This window comes from Sphingobacterium alkalisoli (assembly GCF_005049105.1).
GTDB lineage: Bacteria > Bacteroidota > Bacteroidia > Sphingobacteriales > Sphingobacteriaceae > Sphingobacterium > Sphingobacterium alkalisoli.
Genome location: NZ_SUKA01000007.1, coordinates 50,453 through 69,714, shown reverse-complemented (window position 1 = coordinate 69,714; position 19,262 = coordinate 50,453). Strand labels below are relative to the sequence as shown.

The 19,262-nt window shown below is 39.7% G+C and carries 15 protein-coding genes; 2 read left to right on the top strand and 13 right to left on the bottom strand.

Features of this window, described 5'->3' with window-relative positions:
* Positions 1-17: 17 nt before the first annotated feature.
* From FAZ19_RS19240 to FAZ19_RS19205, 8 genes are all read right to left on the bottom strand, one after another.
* Positions 18-1,517 (bottom strand): aspartyl protease family protein, encoded by a 1,500-nt coding sequence (locus FAZ19_RS19240; RefSeq protein ID WP_136822394.1) that lies wholly within the window; start codon positions 1,515-1,517, stop codon positions 18-20.
* Positions 1,518-1,552: 35 nt separating this feature from the next.
* Entirely contained in the window at positions 1,553-2,716 is a 1,164-nt protein-coding gene (locus tag FAZ19_RS19235; RefSeq protein ID WP_136822393.1) for a TlpA family protein disulfide reductase, read from the bottom strand.
* Positions 2,717-2,719: 3 nt separating this feature from the next.
* Complete coding sequence (locus FAZ19_RS19230; protein ID WP_136822392.1) at positions 2,720-4,246, bottom strand: PKD-like family lipoprotein; 1,527 nt, start codon at positions 4,244-4,246, stop codon at positions 2,720-2,722.
* 26 nt (positions 4,247-4,272) lie between these two features.
* Positions 4,273-5,034 (bottom strand): DUF4843 domain-containing protein, encoded by a 762-nt coding sequence (locus FAZ19_RS19225; RefSeq protein ID WP_169305708.1) that lies wholly within the window; start codon positions 5,032-5,034, stop codon positions 4,273-4,275.
* A 19-nt stretch (positions 5,035-5,053) separates the two neighbouring features.
* A complete protein-coding gene (locus FAZ19_RS19220) occupies positions 5,054-6,487 on the bottom strand; it encodes a RagB/SusD family nutrient uptake outer membrane protein (RefSeq protein ID WP_136822390.1) in 1,434 nt (477 codons plus the stop codon).
* Positions 6,488-6,499: 12 nt separating this feature from the next.
* A complete protein-coding gene (locus tag FAZ19_RS19215; RefSeq protein ID WP_136822389.1) occupies positions 6,500-9,970 on the bottom strand; it encodes a SusC/RagA family TonB-linked outer membrane protein in 3,471 nt (1,156 codons plus the stop codon).
* Between the two features lie 181 nt (positions 9,971-10,151).
* A complete protein-coding gene (locus FAZ19_RS19210; RefSeq protein ID WP_169305707.1) occupies positions 10,152-11,285 on the bottom strand; it encodes a FecR family protein in 1,134 nt (377 codons plus the stop codon).
* 73 nt (positions 11,286-11,358) lie between these two features.
* Positions 11,359-11,931, bottom strand: a complete 573-nt coding sequence (locus FAZ19_RS19205; protein WP_136822387.1) for an RNA polymerase sigma factor — start codon at positions 11,929-11,931, stop codon at positions 11,359-11,361.
* Positions 11,932-12,088: 157 nt separating this feature from the next.
* Between FAZ19_RS19205 and FAZ19_RS19200 the strand changes: the two genes are divergently transcribed.
* Positions 12,089-12,526, top strand: a complete 438-nt coding sequence (locus FAZ19_RS19200; RefSeq protein WP_136822386.1) for a PD-(D/E)XK nuclease family transposase — start codon at positions 12,089-12,091, stop codon at positions 12,524-12,526.
* Positions 12,523-13,104 (top strand): PD-(D/E)XK nuclease family transposase, encoded by a 582-nt coding sequence (locus FAZ19_RS19195; RefSeq protein WP_136822385.1) that lies wholly within the window; start codon positions 12,523-12,525, stop codon positions 13,102-13,104. Before FAZ19_RS19200 ends, FAZ19_RS19195 begins: the two co-directional genes overlap by 4 nt.
* 217 nt (positions 13,105-13,321) lie before the next feature.
* On the opposite strand, the gene FAZ19_RS19190 is transcribed toward FAZ19_RS19195, so the two are convergent.
* The 5 genes from FAZ19_RS19190 to FAZ19_RS19170 all read right to left on the bottom strand — a co-directional run bounded on the left by FAZ19_RS19190 (position 13,322) and on the right by FAZ19_RS19170 (position 19,032).
* A complete protein-coding gene (locus FAZ19_RS19190) occupies positions 13,322-14,092 on the bottom strand; it encodes a nucleotidyl transferase AbiEii/AbiGii toxin family protein (protein ID WP_136822384.1) in 771 nt (256 codons plus the stop codon).
* Positions 14,092-14,376 (bottom strand): DUF6922 domain-containing protein, encoded by a 285-nt coding sequence (locus FAZ19_RS19185; protein WP_136822383.1) that lies wholly within the window; start codon positions 14,374-14,376, stop codon positions 14,092-14,094. Before FAZ19_RS19185 ends, FAZ19_RS19190 begins: the two co-directional genes overlap by 1 nt.
* Before the next feature lie 336 nt (positions 14,377-14,712).
* On the bottom strand, positions 14,713-17,436 hold the full coding sequence (locus tag FAZ19_RS19180) for a DEAD/DEAH box helicase family protein (protein WP_136822382.1): 2,724 nt from the start codon (positions 17,434-17,436) through the stop codon (positions 14,713-14,715).
* Between the two features lie 259 nt (positions 17,437-17,695).
* A complete protein-coding gene (locus FAZ19_RS19175; protein WP_136822381.1) occupies positions 17,696-18,172 on the bottom strand; it encodes an SRPBCC family protein in 477 nt (158 codons plus the stop codon).
* A gap of 77 nt (positions 18,173-18,249) precedes the next feature.
* Positions 18,250-19,032, bottom strand: coding sequence for an NADAR family protein (locus FAZ19_RS19170; protein WP_136822380.1), 783 nt, complete (start codon positions 19,030-19,032; stop codon positions 18,250-18,252).
* Positions 19,033-19,262: the final 230 nt, after the last annotated feature.

The window sequence follows — 19,262 nt, the reverse complement described above, 5'->3', positions numbered from 1 at the left end:
TTATACTATAATTTAGATTATAAGGTTATTTCAATTTGATCGACGGTTTTTAGTATTACCGGATTTTTTTTTGCTCGTTCACGAAGTTCATCGATGCGCGCAGGTTTTTTTACGAAGTCTGAACTCGCAAAATTTTCGATCGATACAACTGCCATGCCAGTCTCAACGGCACCGTCCTCCGTGCTTTTGCCAAAACTGCCCAATACACGCAATGTCCCTTGATTATCCCAACCGAAGAGATAGTCCTTGAGGATGAAATCTACGGGAAACTCATGTAGTTTATTGGGTGAAAAGAAGATTTCATTTTCTGCCATGTTGATGGTGATATTATATCGGCTCAATAAGCGTATACCAATCGACCCGTCAAATCCGGGATTCCAGTTTTCATTCGTGGCGTTGCCACCCATAAGTGTTACTGGCAGGTTTTTCATCGGTGCTAATGGGGTTAATGCGAAACCATAGCTCCGACCGACAAATGTAGGCGAATTGATGCCCATGCTTACCGTAGCTCCTTGTGCATCTGGTCTAAAACCACTAACGAGCAATTTGTTTTCTCGTACAAAAGAACGAAAACAGATTAAGTCATAAGAAGCACCGGTGTCAAACACAAATTGACCATCGTAACGTTTTGCCTGCACAATTTCCAACTGTCCGGGTAAGATTACCACTCCCGAAGGCATCGTGACAGGCACCGTATTTCCTTTGCCTGTATAAGTATGTGTGCCAAAATCGTAAAGAGACAGTTCATTCTTGTCGTAGTCGATATGGGTTATAAAACGACGTAGCAGGCTGTTGCCGATAATACCGTCCGCATCGCGGCTCATTTCCGGGAAAATAGCGATGCCCTGTCCGCCTAATATCAAGGTATCTAAATGGATGGTGTTATTGTCTGAAACGGATATCTCCATATTTCCGCCTACGACCGAAGCGTTATTGGTGCGCGTTACCTGGAGGCCAATGGAGTCGGCTAAGGATTTTCGAACAGCCATCCCATCGGCACCTGTATCAAAAAGGAGTTGTAATGGTCTTTGGAAATCGTTGATATGTACTTGCAGGATAATTGATCCGTTACGGTTAGTAAACGGGATTTTCGCGCGTAGGCGTGATTTAGGTAGGCGTGTCATGCCATAGAGCTGATCAAACAGTTCGACGTGGCGAATTTTACCAGCTGTATCGGTTAACACCTGCGTATTTGTTTTGGAACCATCCGTTTTCGTCACTTGGTAGGTCAAGACGTTGCCCTTAGTAGCTTTCTCTTCGGAGATAAAACGCACCTCCTGGCCCGCATAACTTTTTAAGATTTGGTGCAAACGAAATTGTGCTCCTTGACCCGTATGACCCGCGATGGCGAAGTTGTTCGCCAGAAATGCCGAAAGCCCTGTGGTATCTTTACTTTGCAGTGCTTTATTAAGTGCGGTAGCAAACATTGATTTGTCTTTCAATTGAGCGTGAAGAGCACTGGCAAATAGAAGTCCCACTAAGCTAAGCGCAATATGTTTTTTGTCCTTTAATCGCATTATTTTTACTTTTTTATACTTAGAACCGTTTGCTTTTAAAAGCCGTAAATCTTTTTCAGTGCAACATCGATATCGTCTGTTGCAGACGCTGTCAACCTCAGGATAATCTGTCCCTGTTCATCCACCAAAATCTTTGTCGGAAATCCATTGATACGATAGGCCGATACAATATCAAACTGTTCTATGTTTTCATTGTTAAGTACATTGATCCAATGTATGCCTAGCTCATTAATAGCCTTTTCCCAGCTTGCTTTTGAATCTTCTATTGTTTTACCTCGCTCTTGTGCTATACCAACAATTTCAAATCCCTTTTCTTTATATAGGCTATGTAACTCCTTTAGATGAGGCATGCTCGCCCTACATGGCCCACACCAGCTTCCCCAAAAGTCAAGTAAAAATACTCGTCCTTTCAAATCCCCCAACTTAAATGTATTTCCTTCGACAGTTGTACGCTCGAAGGCGAGGGCAGTGGCTCCTTTGGCGGTCACCGATTCTTTTTCTATCGTTCTTTGTATCCCTTTTCCCATACGGCTTTCTCTATGGTTGATGTCCAGCGCGTTGAAGGCTTGTGCATATGCATCTGAAGTGTAGTGGTTTTTCATCCGGTACAGCAGAAAGAGGCTTACATACGAATGCGGATGCGCCTGAATAAATTGCTTCTGCGCATCATTTTCTTGCCGGTGTAATACAGATATCTGCTTAAAAATGGTCTTTGCTTCTTCCGAATCACTAACAATTTCCTTTTTAAGTAGTGGGGCATATAGCTTGGAAGCTTTGCGCACAACAGGAGCAGTAGACTGTCGCAAGGTATTGTAATCGTTGTTCTCTTGACCGCCGGATACAACCGCTAGATCCAGTTCGTTACTTTGTCCTTTTATCGTTATATTCTCTTTGTGAATAAATAGATTCAACGGACGTAGTATAACGCCGTTCATTGGATCTGGATAGACAGTACGTAATGTGGCATCGACGACAAGCTCTTGTCTTGGTACGCGAATCTCAAATGTTCCCGACTGTGGGACAGCGCTGTAGGAATGGCGCTTGCCCGAATGATCGGTAAAAGAAAGCGTGATCCTTTCTATCATTTCTCCGGATCTATTTTTCAGCTCGCCGTTTATGGAAAGACTGTCCACCTGTGCTAATGAAAGCACAGGGAACAGGAAAAAAAATATTAAGAGTGAAGTCCAGGTTTTTCTCATGATCTACCTCTCTCGATAAGTTAAACTCTTAATCCTTCCAAAGCCACTATACGATTGATCCAATACCAGGTCGCCATTACCCCCCGGAACGGTGTATATCCCTAAAACACCTTCAGTACCATCTGATACAGTCGGATTATAGGTTCCTACCATCAGTTTATTCCTGCCAGGATATTTCGACGAGTTTTTAAAGTCATAAAAATTCAGGTAGGAAATTTTACTACTGCCAAAGTCTAACATCAACTTAGAAGTTTTGTATATCATATCATATTCATATACCTTTCCCGCAATGGTATAGAAAATATAACCAAATTCAGGGCTGATAGCATAGAATTCCGCATCAGCGATATCCGTTCCGATCATTTCGCTGTAATAAGATTGGACATTGTTTGCTGAATTAAATCGAGCCAGATACTTTTTGTTAGAATTTGGATCTTTAAGAATTGAAAAAATTTCACCTCCGTTAAAAGGTACCCATCGCATGTAATCTAGATCCATACCCGTATTGAAGCTGAATAATTTCTGATCTGAAGGTGGATCAGGTAATGTTGTGCAGGTTGCGTTGCTTCCACTGTGTTTAACAAAACGTCTATTGGTCTTGTCATAAAATATAGCGTGGGCATTAATTACAATAAAGGGATCGCCTCCTATAAAAGGTGCTGCTTCAAATCCCCTTTCTTCTGCGGTAACATAGCTTATTGGAGCAGAGTAGTAAATATTATGTGTTCGGTAATAAAAATAAATATTATTGTTGCCGATCATATATGCTGAACCTCCGGATCTGCTTTGAATAACATCCGCGTAAAATCCATCCGGAATTTCTCCAAACATCTCGTATGTCAAGTTCATGGTTGGTGTCCATTTAAAGGTATTGGGGTCAACCTTTGTTGTCCCTTTGTCCGTTCCGAGATAGAGGCCATAACTGATCGCATCAGGCCCTAAAAGTAGTCCAGTAGCGTACGTATAGGTCATTACTGGTTTTCCTTCTAGTTGTAATCCAGCCCCTGTTGTCTGTAACAAATCGCGAATGAGCTCGAAATTTCCTTGACTATTCACCGATAGCATGTCTACACGAGCTGTACCGTTTACCTCATTCATCATGATCCAGCCTTCGTTTATTTCATTGGCCACTTTAAGTGTGAATTTCTTGCTATATTTCACTCCGGATGCCTTGTCGGTAACCGAATAATACGCTGTGTAATTCCCTGCCACCAACGTCATTTTTACCTCAAGGTCTCTAGTTGTTGCCCACGTAAATAATTTTGTGCCACCCAAACCATTTGAACCGATATAACTCCATTCGAAATTATATGCCGATTCGTCAAAATCTTGGTCCAAGCTGAATTTTAGCTCTGGTGTCACTTTAAAATCTTGCCCATAGATGGCATTTAGTTCGGTAGGAAGTCCAGTAATTTCTTCCAATGCATTAATTTCTACGTAGTCGTAGTTTCCTAGATCTTTCATACAGGCGGAAAATGTTAACACCGCCATTAAAACAAAAAGAATAGGACGAAATATGTTTGTTTTCATTTTTTTCGTTTTTTGAAGTGTATAATTTACTGAGAACTGGCACCCATAACCATGACGGTTCCATCTTCTTCCAAAATGGTATTACCCGCAGCACGTTGTTCGTTTAAATAACGTTGCATATACTTGCCATAGGCTAATATTTCTGCAATCGAAATAGAGGTATCCATATAAGCTGGATCAACGTTAAGCACATCGACCATTAAAAACAATTTTTTACGTGAAAAGGTGCCTAAATAACCATCAAGCCATCTTCCTGGCTTCTTGATGATGTCGTTGAGGAACCATCTGTAGGTGACGTATGAGTGCAATTTTCCCGTGTTTTGATTCAATATTTTGTCAAACATCGCTATCGCGAAATTTTCATTTTCGAGCAAATCAAAACCCAATAAAAAAGTTTTCTCTTGCATATCCGCCGTTCTGAAAAATTTGATATTAACGGTGTCCGTTAGCTCATTTTTCCGAATTACGAACTCGTCATCTAAGACTTCATAATGAACACCTTCTATTGCATCCGAATTAGGACTAACGGATAGGGTATAGGCTCTATCTTCTGGAGATTTTTCGCCGATAACTTTAACGACCATATTCACGATAGAATCTTCCACTGCTACCAAGCTGAAGGATAGAAGTGTAGAGTCCTTAATAACCTCACTGCTATAGTCCGGTAACCTACCGGCTTCATTAAAATATATGGTAGGCTTACCTTCATACTTATGCAGCTCCTTTTCGCAGGAAAAAAGGACCAAAACTGGAATTAACCAAACGAAATGTAATATTATCTTTTTCATTAGTATTGTACTTAGAAGGTTAACGATAAATAGATTCAGACTCTGGCAGTGGTACATCGTAATTCACTCTTACGTTACCACTTGAAGCAGAGCCGTTAGGGATAGACGTCACATTTCTCCGTTTATAATAAAAGAACAGCTGTCCTTCTCCGAAAAACTCCTTCTGGTGTTCTTTCTGAAGTTCTGTGTTAATATTTACAGTTGAAGCTAACGGTAACAACCCTCTATTGGCGCGAACGATATTCAAATGCGCTATTCCGTCGGCGGCCACAGGTTCGCTTTCCGCGGCGATGTAATAAAGCTCACTCACTTTTAAAAGCGGTATTGTAAAACGAAACACTCTGTCCTTGTCAACAATATCAGCGTATTTGTAGAAAGTCTTATAACTTTTTAAACCGGTTGTTGGCACCTGCCAATTTAGATTAAACCGGTAATCGTTTTCATTATTTTCATAAACGGTATTCAATCTTGCAGTGATCGGTGCCAAAATACTTGCATCGGTCAGGGCCGGATCAAATAAGGAAGTATAACGGTTATATAATTGTGTACTCATAACCCCAAACAACATTTCGGTTGAAAATACCCGGTCTGGATTTTGCTTTTCACTCAGAGCATTAGTAGTGGTAGTCCAAGGGAATTTACTTGCTACAGTGATTATTTCCTTTGCATATTTTAATGCGTCAACTTTGTTTCCCCGGTATAAAAATACCCGAGCCTTTAGTCCTTTTACCGCATAATAATTCAATCGATAATTTCTATCTGTCTTTAGAAAATCAGTACTACCGGTTGGGGTTCGAGGATTCACCCCTGTAGTTACCACTTCATCATTTTGCAATAGGTTTTCTGCAGTACTCAAATCAGAAAGAACATTATCCAGAAAATCGTTAGCAGCCAGAAGCGGATTGATCGTATTTTGAGAACTGACATAATAAGGTAAGCTCTGTTTCGTAGAATCCACGGTAGAATAACGGGGGCCATATAATCTCAGGAGGTCAAAATGCAAAAAAGCACGCATAGCAATGGCTTCCCCGCGAAATATATTTTCGGTTTCCGGATCTAAAGCACCTTTATATTTGTCTAAATTTTCAATAAACGTATTAATATTTAAAATGGAGGAATACGCATTTGACCATATGGTTTCCATACGACCAATTGTGGGGTTATCCCTATACGCATACGTTGCAATTTTAGTCAAGCTGTGCGTTGATGGAATATTATAGCGTTGTGCTAATATCTCCACGGTTGATAACGTTAAGTTATCGCCATATAGGTTATTGCCCGCCAAATTAATATACAGGCCATTCAGCACAGATTGAATGCCCCTTTGTGAAGAGAACAGTTCCGTTTCTAACACTTTGTCCTCAGGTTGTACATCCAGAAACTTCGTACACGAAGAATATGTAAATAGCGAGGCGATTGTGACGAGAACAATTGTGATATAATTTGTTTTCATAGTTTCAAATAATTAAAATGAGGCCCTAAGGGAACATGCAAACGTTCTGGCATATGGATAATCAATACCCCGTTCCCGTCTTACGGTGGAGAAGTAAAGGAAATCATTTGCCATTATGTTGATTGACAAAGATTGTAGGCGCATACTTTGAAGCCAAGGACTTTTTTCGAACAGATAACCCAGATTAAGTGTTTCGCTACTTAATGTATGTGTTTTTTGGACAAAACGAGATGAGATAGGTGTGGTGCTCGTTTGTGATATACCTTTAAACTGCGCTATATCTCCAGGATTCTTCCAGCGATCATACAATGCCCGCTTATCTTGGTTGTTGGCAATACCTGAAAAACTTATATTTTCCACCTTGTCAAACAACGCTGTGTTGAAGACGTCGCCACCTAAACGATAGCGTAATCCCAATCCAAATGTGAAACCGTTATATCGTACATTTGTAGAAAACACGCCCTCTGCGATAGCCACTGTATTGCCCACATTGACAATATTTGCCGTATTATAGTCGAATGTGTACTGTCCATCTGTCGTTAAGAACACCTCGCGGCCAGTAGCGGGATCAATACCCATTGATTTAATCGCCCAAATAGCTTCTGCGCTGGCTCCATCCATGTAACGAACCAATGTTTTATTATTTTCCTGTTGCTTATTTAACGTGTTCAGGATATTCCCAAAGCCATCATAGTGACTTTTATATGTAGATCCCGTAAGTCCGATATTCCAGGTGAATCCCTTTTCTAAGTTATAAATCGGAAAGAACGTTAATTTCGTTTCCAGACCTCTGTATGTCAAACTTCCTACATTATACGGATAAGAGTAAACCCCTGTAGACGAAGGGAGATCAACAGGAACAATTAGTGGATCAGTTCTTTTATCGTAAGCATTGATATAACCGGTGAAACGATTGTTAAAGAAACTGAAATCTAATGACGTGCTAATTTGTCTTGTTTTTTGTGGCTCCAAATTAGGATTACCCAACATTTGTAGATCGAGACCTTGACCAAACTGATTATAAGATGTGTTACTGTTATAGTTATATATAGAGACGGAGCTAATATTCGCGAAATTTTGATTACCCGTTACCCCGATATTTCCTGTCAAACGCAATGAATTAATCCATTTGATGTTTTTTGCAAATTGCTCCCTGTGTAAATTCCATCCCAATCCAAAAGCATAATAAGGCGAGTATTGTTGGTTACTTCCATAGGCAGTAGAACCATCCAAACGATATACCACATCCATAAGATAGCGGTTATCATACGAGTAGTTCGCCGTAAGTGTACTGTTTAGGGATCGATAAATGCCGCTCGATGCTGCCGGTGCTCCATCTAATAAATAGCCAAATGCAAATCTAGGATTGCCCAAACTTCCTTCGGGGAATCCTTCCGCTATAGTCGCATATGCGTCGCTTTTGCTTTCCGAAATTGTATTTCTCCAGTTCGCCGTTATATGGTGTTTCGCAGCGAACGTCTTATAATAGGTCAACATTAAGTTCCCTTGGTAGGAGAAATTATTATTTCTGGAATCGGAATATCTTCCCTTCCGTAATAAGGTCGTATTAAGGAAATCGCTCATTCCCGGCGATTTGTATTGCTTGGATTCGGTATTTCCTTTAGTTATCTGCAAACCGACATTCAATCTTAATGCCGTCGTGATATCGTAGTTGGCATTTAAATTATTCTGTACTTCGATGTTTCTCGACTTGTTATATTGCGGCTGCATCGCATCGTATAGCGGATTTGTGACATACAATGCCGAACCATTCGTTTGTCTACTCACTTCTAAAAAGGGGTTGTCGTACGTTTTTTCGAAGTATGGGTTTGCGTTTACGAAAGTGGAAAAAGATCCGTAGGGAGACTCATTTGTCATATTACCTCTGATGTAGGTTATATTATTGATATTGAGCTTGTCTTTACGATATGTTAGACTAATACTTCCGCTGTAACTATCTCTTCCCGAGCCTATCATAGCGCCTTCACCAATACGATAATTGAGACCGAGATTGTAGGTGAATGCTTCATCGCCCCCGGACGCGTTAATTGAATTATTTGTGGAGTAGCCATATTGTATCGGCTCACTTAACCAATAACTGTCGATGCCTCTTTGTACATTACTTAAATGTCTGTGATATAACGAATCCAAGAATACGACATTATTTGGGGTTGATGGATCTCCTAAATATCGTCCGGCCAAGCGCTCAAATTCTAACTTTTCGGATGCATTCATCATATTATAAGCCGTGAGGTCTGGAGCTTCAAATCTAAAATCCTGTGTATATGTAAATCGGAGTTCTCCGGGTTTCGGCTTTATGGTTTCAATAACAACGACCCCATTAGAAGCTTGCGAACCGTATAGCGCTGTGGAGGCGGCATCTTTCAGGATCGTCACGGAGGCAACCCTATTCATATCCAAGTCAACAATCGTTTGTAAAGTTGTGGGAAAGCCATCTAGTACAAATAAGGGCTGGTTTGGATCAGAACCAAACTCATCGCGCAATGTCGAACTTGGAATACTGCTTTTTCCCCTTACTTCGATAACAGGCATCACATTCGGATTAGAACCCGCAAGATTGTTCTCGAGCTGAAGAAAGGATGGATCTAAGGTTCTCAAACTTTGGATAATATTATTATTGCTTATCGATTTTAGCTCGTCTCCTGAAAATGTCGTAGTCGTACCGGTGAAGCTATCTTTATTTCGATTGATTCCCGTACCCGTCACCACAACCTCATCGACAGCTAAATCTTTCGCCGTTAGTTTAATAACTAACGGTTGCTTTTCCAGGTCTGCAATTACTTCTTTTGTAGTAAACCCCACAAAAGACACAACAATAACCTCCTCATTTGCGGATAACGGAAGCGAAAACTCTCCGTTCGCTTGGCTGACGACTGACTTTTTCGCGTCCGATTTCAACCGAATACTGGCACCAGCAATAGGTTTTCCAGTTTCATCGACCACTTTACCTCTAATATATTGTTGTAAGAGGACTTCTTCACGGATACTTGGTGTGGTTACTGTTCTTGGTATCAGTGGGGTAACCATTTTTTTCAACACAATCGTCTTCTCAAAGATGTCGTACGTAAATCCCGCTCTATCTGTAATGCTGTTTATGGCTTGACGGAGTGGCATATTTTTCACGTCGACTGAAATATTGCGAACAGGGGAGACCTCTGCTTCTTTGTAGAAGAACACGTAGCCCGATTGTTTTTCAATTTCCTTAAGAATGATCTCTAAGCTGCTATTTTTGCGTTTTAGTGTAATTTGTTGAGCATAGCTGCGGGCATCAACTTGGGAAATACCGATGAGCAATAATAAAACGATGAGGTTTAGTTTCATCCACGTTTTTGTTAAGGTGCCCATAGTGTGTATATTTTCGTTATGCTTGCCGCTGGAATATGGCTTTTCTCTTGGAAAATCGGCATACCTCGCATGAAAATCTACACCCTGATGAGCGGGTTGATTCAGATTAATTTTCATTACATTTGTAGTGTTTGGTTAAGAAAAATTAGGATAATACTGTGTGTCAACAGATCCATTTTTAAGCCGAGCAGTTTTGTCCGGGGTATGCGTCAACATATTCCGGATTTTTTTTGCTCTGCCAATAAATTTTTAAGTTGGTTTGTTTTTTATTTTCAATGTAAGTTAGATTAGTAAATATTTAGTTAATGATTAAGTTTACGCGATTATCGCCGTTTAAAGTTGGGTTGACCGTCAGATCGGCATACCTCAATAGTTTTACAAGCTGATCAAGGGGTAAATTTTTTGGAATTTTTCCGCTGTACTGTGTGCTCTTCTTGTTGCTTTTATAGGTGATATCGATATTATACCAGCGGGCGATCTCCCCCAGTACTTCCTCGGTATTCGTCCCATCGAAGCAAAATAGATCTTTTGTCCATCCCAATACGATTTCTAAATCAACCGTTTCTGTCCGTATTCTTTTTCCCGTTAAGACAGCCTGTTGCCGTGGATGCAGCAATACGTCACGGAGTTGCTTATCTTCTGGCGAAACACGTACACTGCCTTCTTCTAAGGTCGTATATACGGATTTGGCGGTGCTGTAGGCTTTGATATTGAATTTCGTGCCTAACACCTCCGTCTCCTGAGTGTTGGTCTTTACGACGAAACGACTTTTTGTACTCGATTTGGTAACCTGGAAATAAGCTTCTCCTTCCAACTGTACCACGCGGTCACCGTCGCCAAATGTTACCGGATAGCTCAATTTAGACTGCTCATTAAGCCGTACTTTGGTCCCATCAGATAGTATCAGATCGTAAGTAGCTGCCCGTGGCGTTTGCATCGTATGCCGTTGGTCTTTTAGATCTTGCGTATCCTCGCTGTGGTACGTAATCTGACCATCTTGATCTTTAGTGATCGTGAAATTGCCGATCTCAATCGACTCATTTACATGAAGGTTGTCCGCCGAAATCACCTGCCCGTCGGGAAGTGTAATGATGGCCTGTGGTTTTCCGGGGAGAACTTGTGCTAGCCGCTGGTCATCCGCAGGAAGAGGAACAGGGTGTTGAGCCCAATATAGATAACCCAACAAGGTCACAACGGCAATGGACGCTGCTGCTACCACTGTCCGCCACATACGTGTGGTATTTTTTTGATGAACAGCTGCTCGAATGGAAGCGAAAACCCGTGCTTTTGCGCGTGACTCCAATTCCTGGATATCTGCTTCATGGGGCAACGCGTGGTTTTGTTCGTCGTACCAGTCATACAGTTCCTTTCGTTCCGCAGAATTCTCTTCTTGGGCGATATATTTCGATAAAAGATCCTTTTTTCCTTTCATATCATTAGGTAAGCACATCGGGCTCGTTATTTATACAAGTGATGGAAACTTAGGCTAGCACCTACCTCTTTTTTTAAAAAAAAAGAAAAAAAAGAAAATGTTTTTTCGTTATTGTCCGTAACCTCTTGATAGCCTTATTGATATGGTTTTCAACAGTCGACTCAGAAATAGCAAGTTTTTCGGCAATTTGTCGATTGGTCAAGAAAGAACTTCGGCTTAGTTTAAATATCTCCCTGCATTTTTCGGGTAAATTTTCAATTTCGCTCTCTATCATATCCAATATGTAACGGTAATAAAGCCTGTCCTCAATCGCTAAGCTTGAGTCTGCAAATTCATAGTCTAAAAAATCAACATACTTTTCTTGCGTGGCTCGCTTCCGATAATACGCTAAAACAAGATAACGACATGAAGAAAATAGATAGGCCGGGAGCGATTCAATCTCCAATAGGTTTTTCCTGTTTTTCCATAACGAAAGGAACAGATCATGCACAATATCTTCCGCAACGGAGATTTCGTTGACTTTGGACAGTACATGTCGAGTGAGATCGGGACAAAATAGATCGTACAACATAGAAAAGGATTTTTGGTCGTCCGCTGCTATGCTTGCCAATAAATGGTCATAATCTGATTTTGTAATCTTTTCCATTTTTTTCAAAGGTATGAAATTAACAATTATTTAATGTTCTACATCCGTGTTTGATATTTATTAGGTAGGAAAGCCGAAACAAATATTCGCTTCATATTCGTTGATATTGGCTGTATAGTATGTTGCAGCACGATAATCAAAAGAAAATCCCGTATTCATTGATCCTACTACCGATGAGGGGTTCAAACGGTTATTTGGCGATAAGATTAATCTTATCAATTTTCTCAACATCATCTTCCGGGGCCGCAAGGTCATTGTCGATCTCACCTACCGTGATACCGAGCGGGTCGGGGCAGCAGAAGATATCGGTACAGTTATCTTCGATCTGATGGTCGAGACCAGTACAGGGCAGGAGATCATTATCGAAATGCAGACCAGCCGGCATTCGAATCTCAAGAAGCGGATGCTATACTATGCGAGCAAGGTTATTTCGGACAAAGCTCCCCATGGCGACCGTAGAGGCTGGGCATACTCCCTTCCCGAAGTGTACACTATTGTATTGATGGATGGCTTCCATATGCCCGATAGCAGCAGTAGGGGACATTTACATGATATCTGCCTGTGCGATAGAGACTCGGGAGAAATATTTTGTTGAAGGCGTTTGATTTATATGGCCAGCAAGAGTCTTTCGTTGAAATTGCCAAATATGCAAATTCAACTCAAGAGTTTTACGAAGGATTAGGGTTTATTTACATGGAACTCATTAACTTTGTAAAAGGCGAAGCAGAGTTGGAGAGCGAGCTGGACAAGGTATTCTTTATGCTCAAGAATATGTCCACGTTAAAGAAGCTACCCCGGAAACTGAATTCGGGCGTTTTCCAGCGATTTTTCCAGCTGGCGAGCTACGCAAAATTGACAAAGGAGGAGCGATATATGTACGATATCAGTTTAAAGCGCAAATGGGACGCGGAAGCCGTCCGGCAGGCACAAGAGGAAGATAGGCAGGCACTGGAGGTACAAAGGCAAGCATTAGAAGAGAAGCAGCGGGCATTAGAAGAGGCGCATGTGTTAAATTTAGCCCAGGCTAAAAAGGAAGCACTTGCTGAAGGCCTTGCCGAAGGCGAGCGAAAAAGGGCTATTGAATCTGCTCGAACAATGAAGAAAGATGGACTTCCACTAGAGCAGATAATCCGTTTTACGGAACTTTCTGCGGAAGAAATCGAGAAACTCTAGGCACTTACTATCGAAGAGGTCGGGAAGTTGAAATAGTTTTTAAGTTGCCTCGGGAAATCCGTTGCCGAGATAGCTATGTCCTTCAAAATATACAAGCGTTCTCAATCGGAACGCTTTTTTTAACTAAAATAGGGATATATAGAGCTAGCCTTATATATTAATTCCGCACGGGGCAAAGTCCCTACACCATCCGAGGATTTAGATATGCGTTTTTTATTCAGCTAACATCTGATGAAGAAGGATCAGGAAATGTTATTTTCAATTGGTCAAAAAGTACACGAACCTTTTTTCGCCAACTTGATCGGGCAAGAAGCCAGCTTTTCCGGTCTTTCACAATATCGACTCTATTTTGCGAATGGTGAGGTCTTGATTTACTGTCTTGCCCACGTCCTTCATCAAATTTCAATAGAGTTAAAGGTTCGTCTAATGGATTAATTTCTCCATCGAGGTCAAAAATATTTTGATGCTCCTTTTCTGAGAACAAAGAACGTTTTTTATCGAGTTGTTCAAATAGATATGGCAAAGAGAAATTTTCAGATAGGAGATCCAGATCATATATATCTTTCTGGGTAGCGCGATTCGAGGCCGACATCATTTTGAATAGCGCAATATCAAGTTCGGATACCAATTTAATACCATCTATTTCTTCAATATCAGCGATCATTTTCATGTTATGAAGAACCTCCACCTTGATGGTTTCTCCGTCAGATATAATAAAAAAACGAAGAAAAATATACTGATCGTCTATGTCGCAGGGATATTGAGTGCCAAATACACGCGCACCATAAAAATTTAGGACTTCCTTTTTGATACGTTCAAAACCTGCTTTACCTATAATGTGTGGAAAAAAGATATCAATATCCGTTGATACACGGTGGCCATGTCTGATAGCTAAATTGGTGCCTCCGCCTAAAGCAGAATTGTTAAAGCTTTCAAAAGATTGTAACTCACGAATAGTCTTCAACAGACAGGGAGAAATAGCTGACATTATTGATAACGTAAAAACTGCTTCACATGATAACGACGAGCAACAAGTTTACACACCTCATTACTAATACGCTCTTTTGTTTTTTGCAATTCCTTAACGATTTGGACTTTGCTGTAAAGCTTTTCCAAGGGTTGGATATCCTGAACAAATGTTTCTGCTGTTGTAGCAATTAGAGCCCTTGGGATAATAAAATCCTTGTCATCCTGAATATCTAAATTCTTTGGATCGACATCCCAAAATAAATGTTTTGGAAGGAGTTTCGATATATCCTTTATTGTGCTCATTAATACAAATTTACAGTATATTAAAAACAAAAGAAAATAAATTAAGATAAATTTGCTAATAATACTATTGCAGATCTCGACCAAGACCTCGAAGCAGAAGCATAAAAAAGCCTTAGCTTTATTATATTGCCAAGGCTTCCTTTTCTTGTGTAAGTAGATTCTTCCAGATCTGCGTATTAATCATGGGCTTTAGAGCCCGTGTGTTTTTTTGTGCAAAAAGGCTACGCTTGATCGAATTGATCAATGTTTTCTGTATGCTGTAGTAGGAGAGACCCTGAGCACCTTGCCATAAAGAAGTTTAAAAGCACGTGTTTTTTATGACCGTTCTTTTTCTCGTCATCTCCATTTGTTTACGTGCTCTACTTTGTCGTCAAATTGCGTTGTCAATGATTTTACCCTCGATTTCAAAAGTAGTTTTCTTCCGCCAATTGTCCTTGTAAAAATCAGATCGCACGCGCCTACAAGTCGTACCCATTGATTTTGGAAATACTCGGCCAGCAACTTGTTTCGTCCTAGGATTTCAGGAACAGCATGATAGTCCTTTTGCTTAATGAAAAGCATAAATTTGTTCTTTCTTATAATTACATAACGTGGATTGCCAATAGGGGCAATGATTTCCTGCAATGCATTGATGAAAGTTGACTTATCGAAAGTCGTCCCGCCTTCCAAATGGCAATATATAGCACCCCAATTGTCAACCGAAGTTTCCACTTTTAACTTTGAATTGTCAGTTCGGATAACACCTGCTTTAATCAACGCGTTTAACAGTGCATCACCAATTTGTTGAATATCTTTTGAGATGTCTCGGTATTTGAAATACAGTCTTAGCGTCTTGAAAGTCAGTCTTCCAAAAATCAACATTCCCGTTGTTCCAATAATAGCGAGGAAAAGATAAAGATCTTGCGCTGTTTTGATGTTTCTTGCTGCTCTGCTAAGTCCTTGTAAACTCTCCAAACCGAAGGCTAGCAAACCCGAACCCAAAGTTGCCAAGAGGTTTCTGATTGTCTTGTTGAAATACATAGACTTTACAGTTTTGTATTCTCTTTCTTCCGGAAACGGAATTTTGATTTCTTCTACAAGATTTACACCTGTTGCCAATGCTTCTTTCCAACGCTGTTTTAAACTTTCTCTGTCTCCTGCGCGGGTAAACATTTCTATGTTTTTCTTCTCCGCTTCTTCCTTATGGTGAATATTTTCGGGTAAGTTCAATCTGCCAATCCCGTTTTCGATTCCGGGCTCTTCTTTGAATGAAACGCCCACAAAACTTCTAAAACGTCTTTTCAACAGCTCAAAATCATCTCCGCCTTTTGGTGAGGTTGGATCAATACATACCAAATGCCAAATATTTCCTGTTTTATCGCCGTTTCCATTTTGTGTTCTTATTGCTCTACCACGCATCTGATTGGAAAGGACAAATGAACCAACAAAACTTGCCAAGATTAAAGCATTGATTGCAGGTGCATCCCAACCTTCTCCAAGCAAAGATTTTGTTCCTATTAGAATCTCAATTTCTCCACGCTGAAATATTTGGGTAACAATATGAACAATTTCGTGTTTAAGGCGCTCATTTTGGTTTATTAAAACGTAGCTATTATCAAAAGGAACAGGATTTGAGTTGATTTGTGTAATTCCATATTTCGCGGCCTTTGCTTCAAATGCAGCATAAGCACTAACAGGAATAATAATCATTGAACCTGTAAGAACTGCAATTTTCTTATTTTCTTTATTTTCTCGCCGTAATTTCTCAAAAATTGGGATGATCCCAATTTTATTTAGTTCGAGTTTGTTTTCTGCTGAATTAATGAAAAACTCTTTTCGGATAAAGTCGGAAAGAATCACTAACCGTAGGTTTTTACCTAGTTTTTTGTATTCAAAATCAACTATTTCTTGGATACCATTTAGTTTACTGATGCTTGACGTCAAAAAACCAGTTACTCGTTGATTATGCGAAAAATTGATTTGTCGTCTTTCAATTGCTCCGTATCTTCTTAATCGGTGTTCAAGTGATTTTTGATGTTCTTCAAATGCTTTGAAATGTACTTTGTCTTTGTAGATATAGAAATCTAAAAGTGTTTCCATCCATTCATAATCGAGTCTGGGAATTTTAAACTTTATATCTCCTATAACTTCACGGTGTATTTCTGGGATTTCTTTTTCGTTAGCATTTAAAAATATTAGACAGGCCGAATAATAAGAAAGGTTGTTATAAATCCAGTCCAATTGCTCCATTGGGTTTTGCCAGATAGGATGTTTCTCTATCGCCTCTATTATTGTTTCATCACTTTTTATTTCATGAAAGAGTTTTTCAATATTCTGTCTGAAATCAACAATGCTTTGTTTTTCTTTTTCCGTAGGTAACGTAACATATACATAGTCTTGGTGTGGGCATAAGTCACCTTCAATTACTAATTCAGGAACCGAGATTTCTGTGTCAACCGGACCATTCAAATCGATATATCGTTGCCATTCTGTGGCTGTTACGTCATATGGAGGAGTAGCTGTTAAACCAACAATAATCGGTTCTAATTTATCTTTAACTTTTGTCAGCGTTTGCCACCATTCATTTTTTAAGTGATGTGCTTCGTCCACAACGATTGTTTTAATATTCTGCGATTTTAGTCCGCTTATGATATTATCGAGGTTTGGATTTGTTGACCTGCCGCTTCCATTTTCTTCTGTTTCTTCCTCGGTGTCCGTGTCATCCTCTTCAATTCGTAGGTTATTGCAAGCAGCGTGAAGTCCTTGATATGTCACAACGGTCATAAATTTCGGATTACGAATGTCTCTCGAAATCCAATCAGGTGTTAAATGGGTTTGCAGAAAAAGTTCACAAAAACGTTGAATCCATTGATTGCGGATTGCAATCGTCGGTGCAAGTATTAACGTCGGTTTATTCAGTCGAATAGCAACTTCAAGTCCTAAAACTGTCTTGCCCGAACCTGGCGGTGCAATTACGTGCAAATGTCCGTTAGTTAAGTGTTCTTGTAAGTCGTCAAGCACTCGCTGCTGGTACTTCCGCCAACTATATTTAAATTTTATTTCTTTAGGATATTCTGTCAATGTATCGGTGTCTTTTTAAATTTAGGTCCTAGTTTTAAAGCTTTGCATCGGGCCGGATTATTGCAAGGCCGAACGGCAAGCTAAACTACAAATTTCAAATGAAAACTATCTTAAATGCATACCGTGCCAGCGAAATTATTAAATAGGTATTAAATAGGTTTTTCCAACACCCGGACCCCTTTATATTACATACAATTTCCTCTCCACTTTTCTCAATTATTTTGAGCAAAGACCATAAGTATTTTCGGCTGTTCTGTCATTACCCTATTAAAATTGATTTCCATTTGTCTGTTTCCGCAAATGTTTTTATCATGTTATTTCTTTCAATAAGGAATTGCTTTAAATACTTCGTCAATATAAGTTCGTTAAACAACTTTCCGAATATGCCAAAAGGCGATTGAAATTCAAAAGAATCTTTCATGATTACCTTATCACCCATCTGTACGAAACTATGTTCGTGATACATGGATTTGAAAGCTCCTTTTACCTGTTCGTCAACAAAATAGTTCGGTCTATCAAAAGCCGTGATTTTTGAAGTTAACTTTTGTCTGATACCGAAATGCGTAGCTTGCCAGGTCACAAACTCATTTAATTCAATCAGTCCAGAAGTTTTACCGGCAATGGCCTGCTCGTGTGTCTTTGCCGTTGAAAGTTTATGTAGATCGATACTTCTTGCGAGATCAAAGCAGGTTCCGATTGCCGAGTTAATTTCCGTGACGAGTTCGATTTTTGGCATTTGTTTCTTTTTTCGTTTTCTAATCCAAGCTGTTATATGTTGTCGTCGACAGTAATTTCGGATAGCTAATGTATCCGTTAAATTATATCGGGCGCTCGGTCGTAAAATTGATTCCAACCATACGGTTGAGGATTTGTCAGCTTATAAATTGTCTTCTCTCTATCGTTCAGACTTTGATAGTATTTACTGAATTCGGTTAAATAATCTTCTACTTTTCCCATTCGCCAAAACATTCCGTCGCCGTCAACATTTGGGAATTTTGCCCAAGGTGTTTGAATTGCATTTTTAAGTGGACTGAAATGTCCAAAATCATTTAAAAAATCTCTTGCTACCATTAAAGCAAAGCCAAGTAAATTTTGTCCCCGCCAAGCGTGAACATTTTTTATCTCGCTGCTGTCTTGTGAAAGACCAATTCCCCAGATTGTGTCGACGGGACTTGCTTCAACCAAAATTCTGTTTTCCGTTTTCAGGAGATACTCTGCAAATTTTGGATATTGATTGAATTTATGGATATTACCTAATTTTACAATATCAAATTTTTTCTTGTTCCAAGTTAGGTCATTATAACCATTCACCTGTCGTCCGAGCTCTTTTGCTTCTCCTGGTTTGTCACAATTTATTATTTTCTCAAATATTTTTTTGTCACTGAATAGCATAGCCTTATGCGCCATCATCCAATGTTCAGCAGTTTTGTAAGAGATATTGTCAACAGTAAAGGGGCTTTCAGACCATTGGCTGAAACAAAATTTACCAATTTCTTCGTTATGCCTTTTTGTATGCCCCCAAAAGAAAATGTATTTCAAAGTTTCGCTATTTTCAAACCTTTCTTTCAGCCAGTTTATGTCATAGTGTGTCGTCATTTATAATAATAGATATAATTTGAGGCTTGTCGATAGTGGTAGATAAATAAGTATGAATATTAAATTAATTTCATCTAGTCCTTCGGAGATTTAGCACCACGGTAGCATAAGCTATTTATTAGTTCTAAATTACAAAAAAAGGAAATAGAACGGATATTTTCTTTGGAAAAAATAGCAGGCAACGTTTAGTATTACAAAGTTAAATCGGAGACTATCCCTTAAGCATTCTG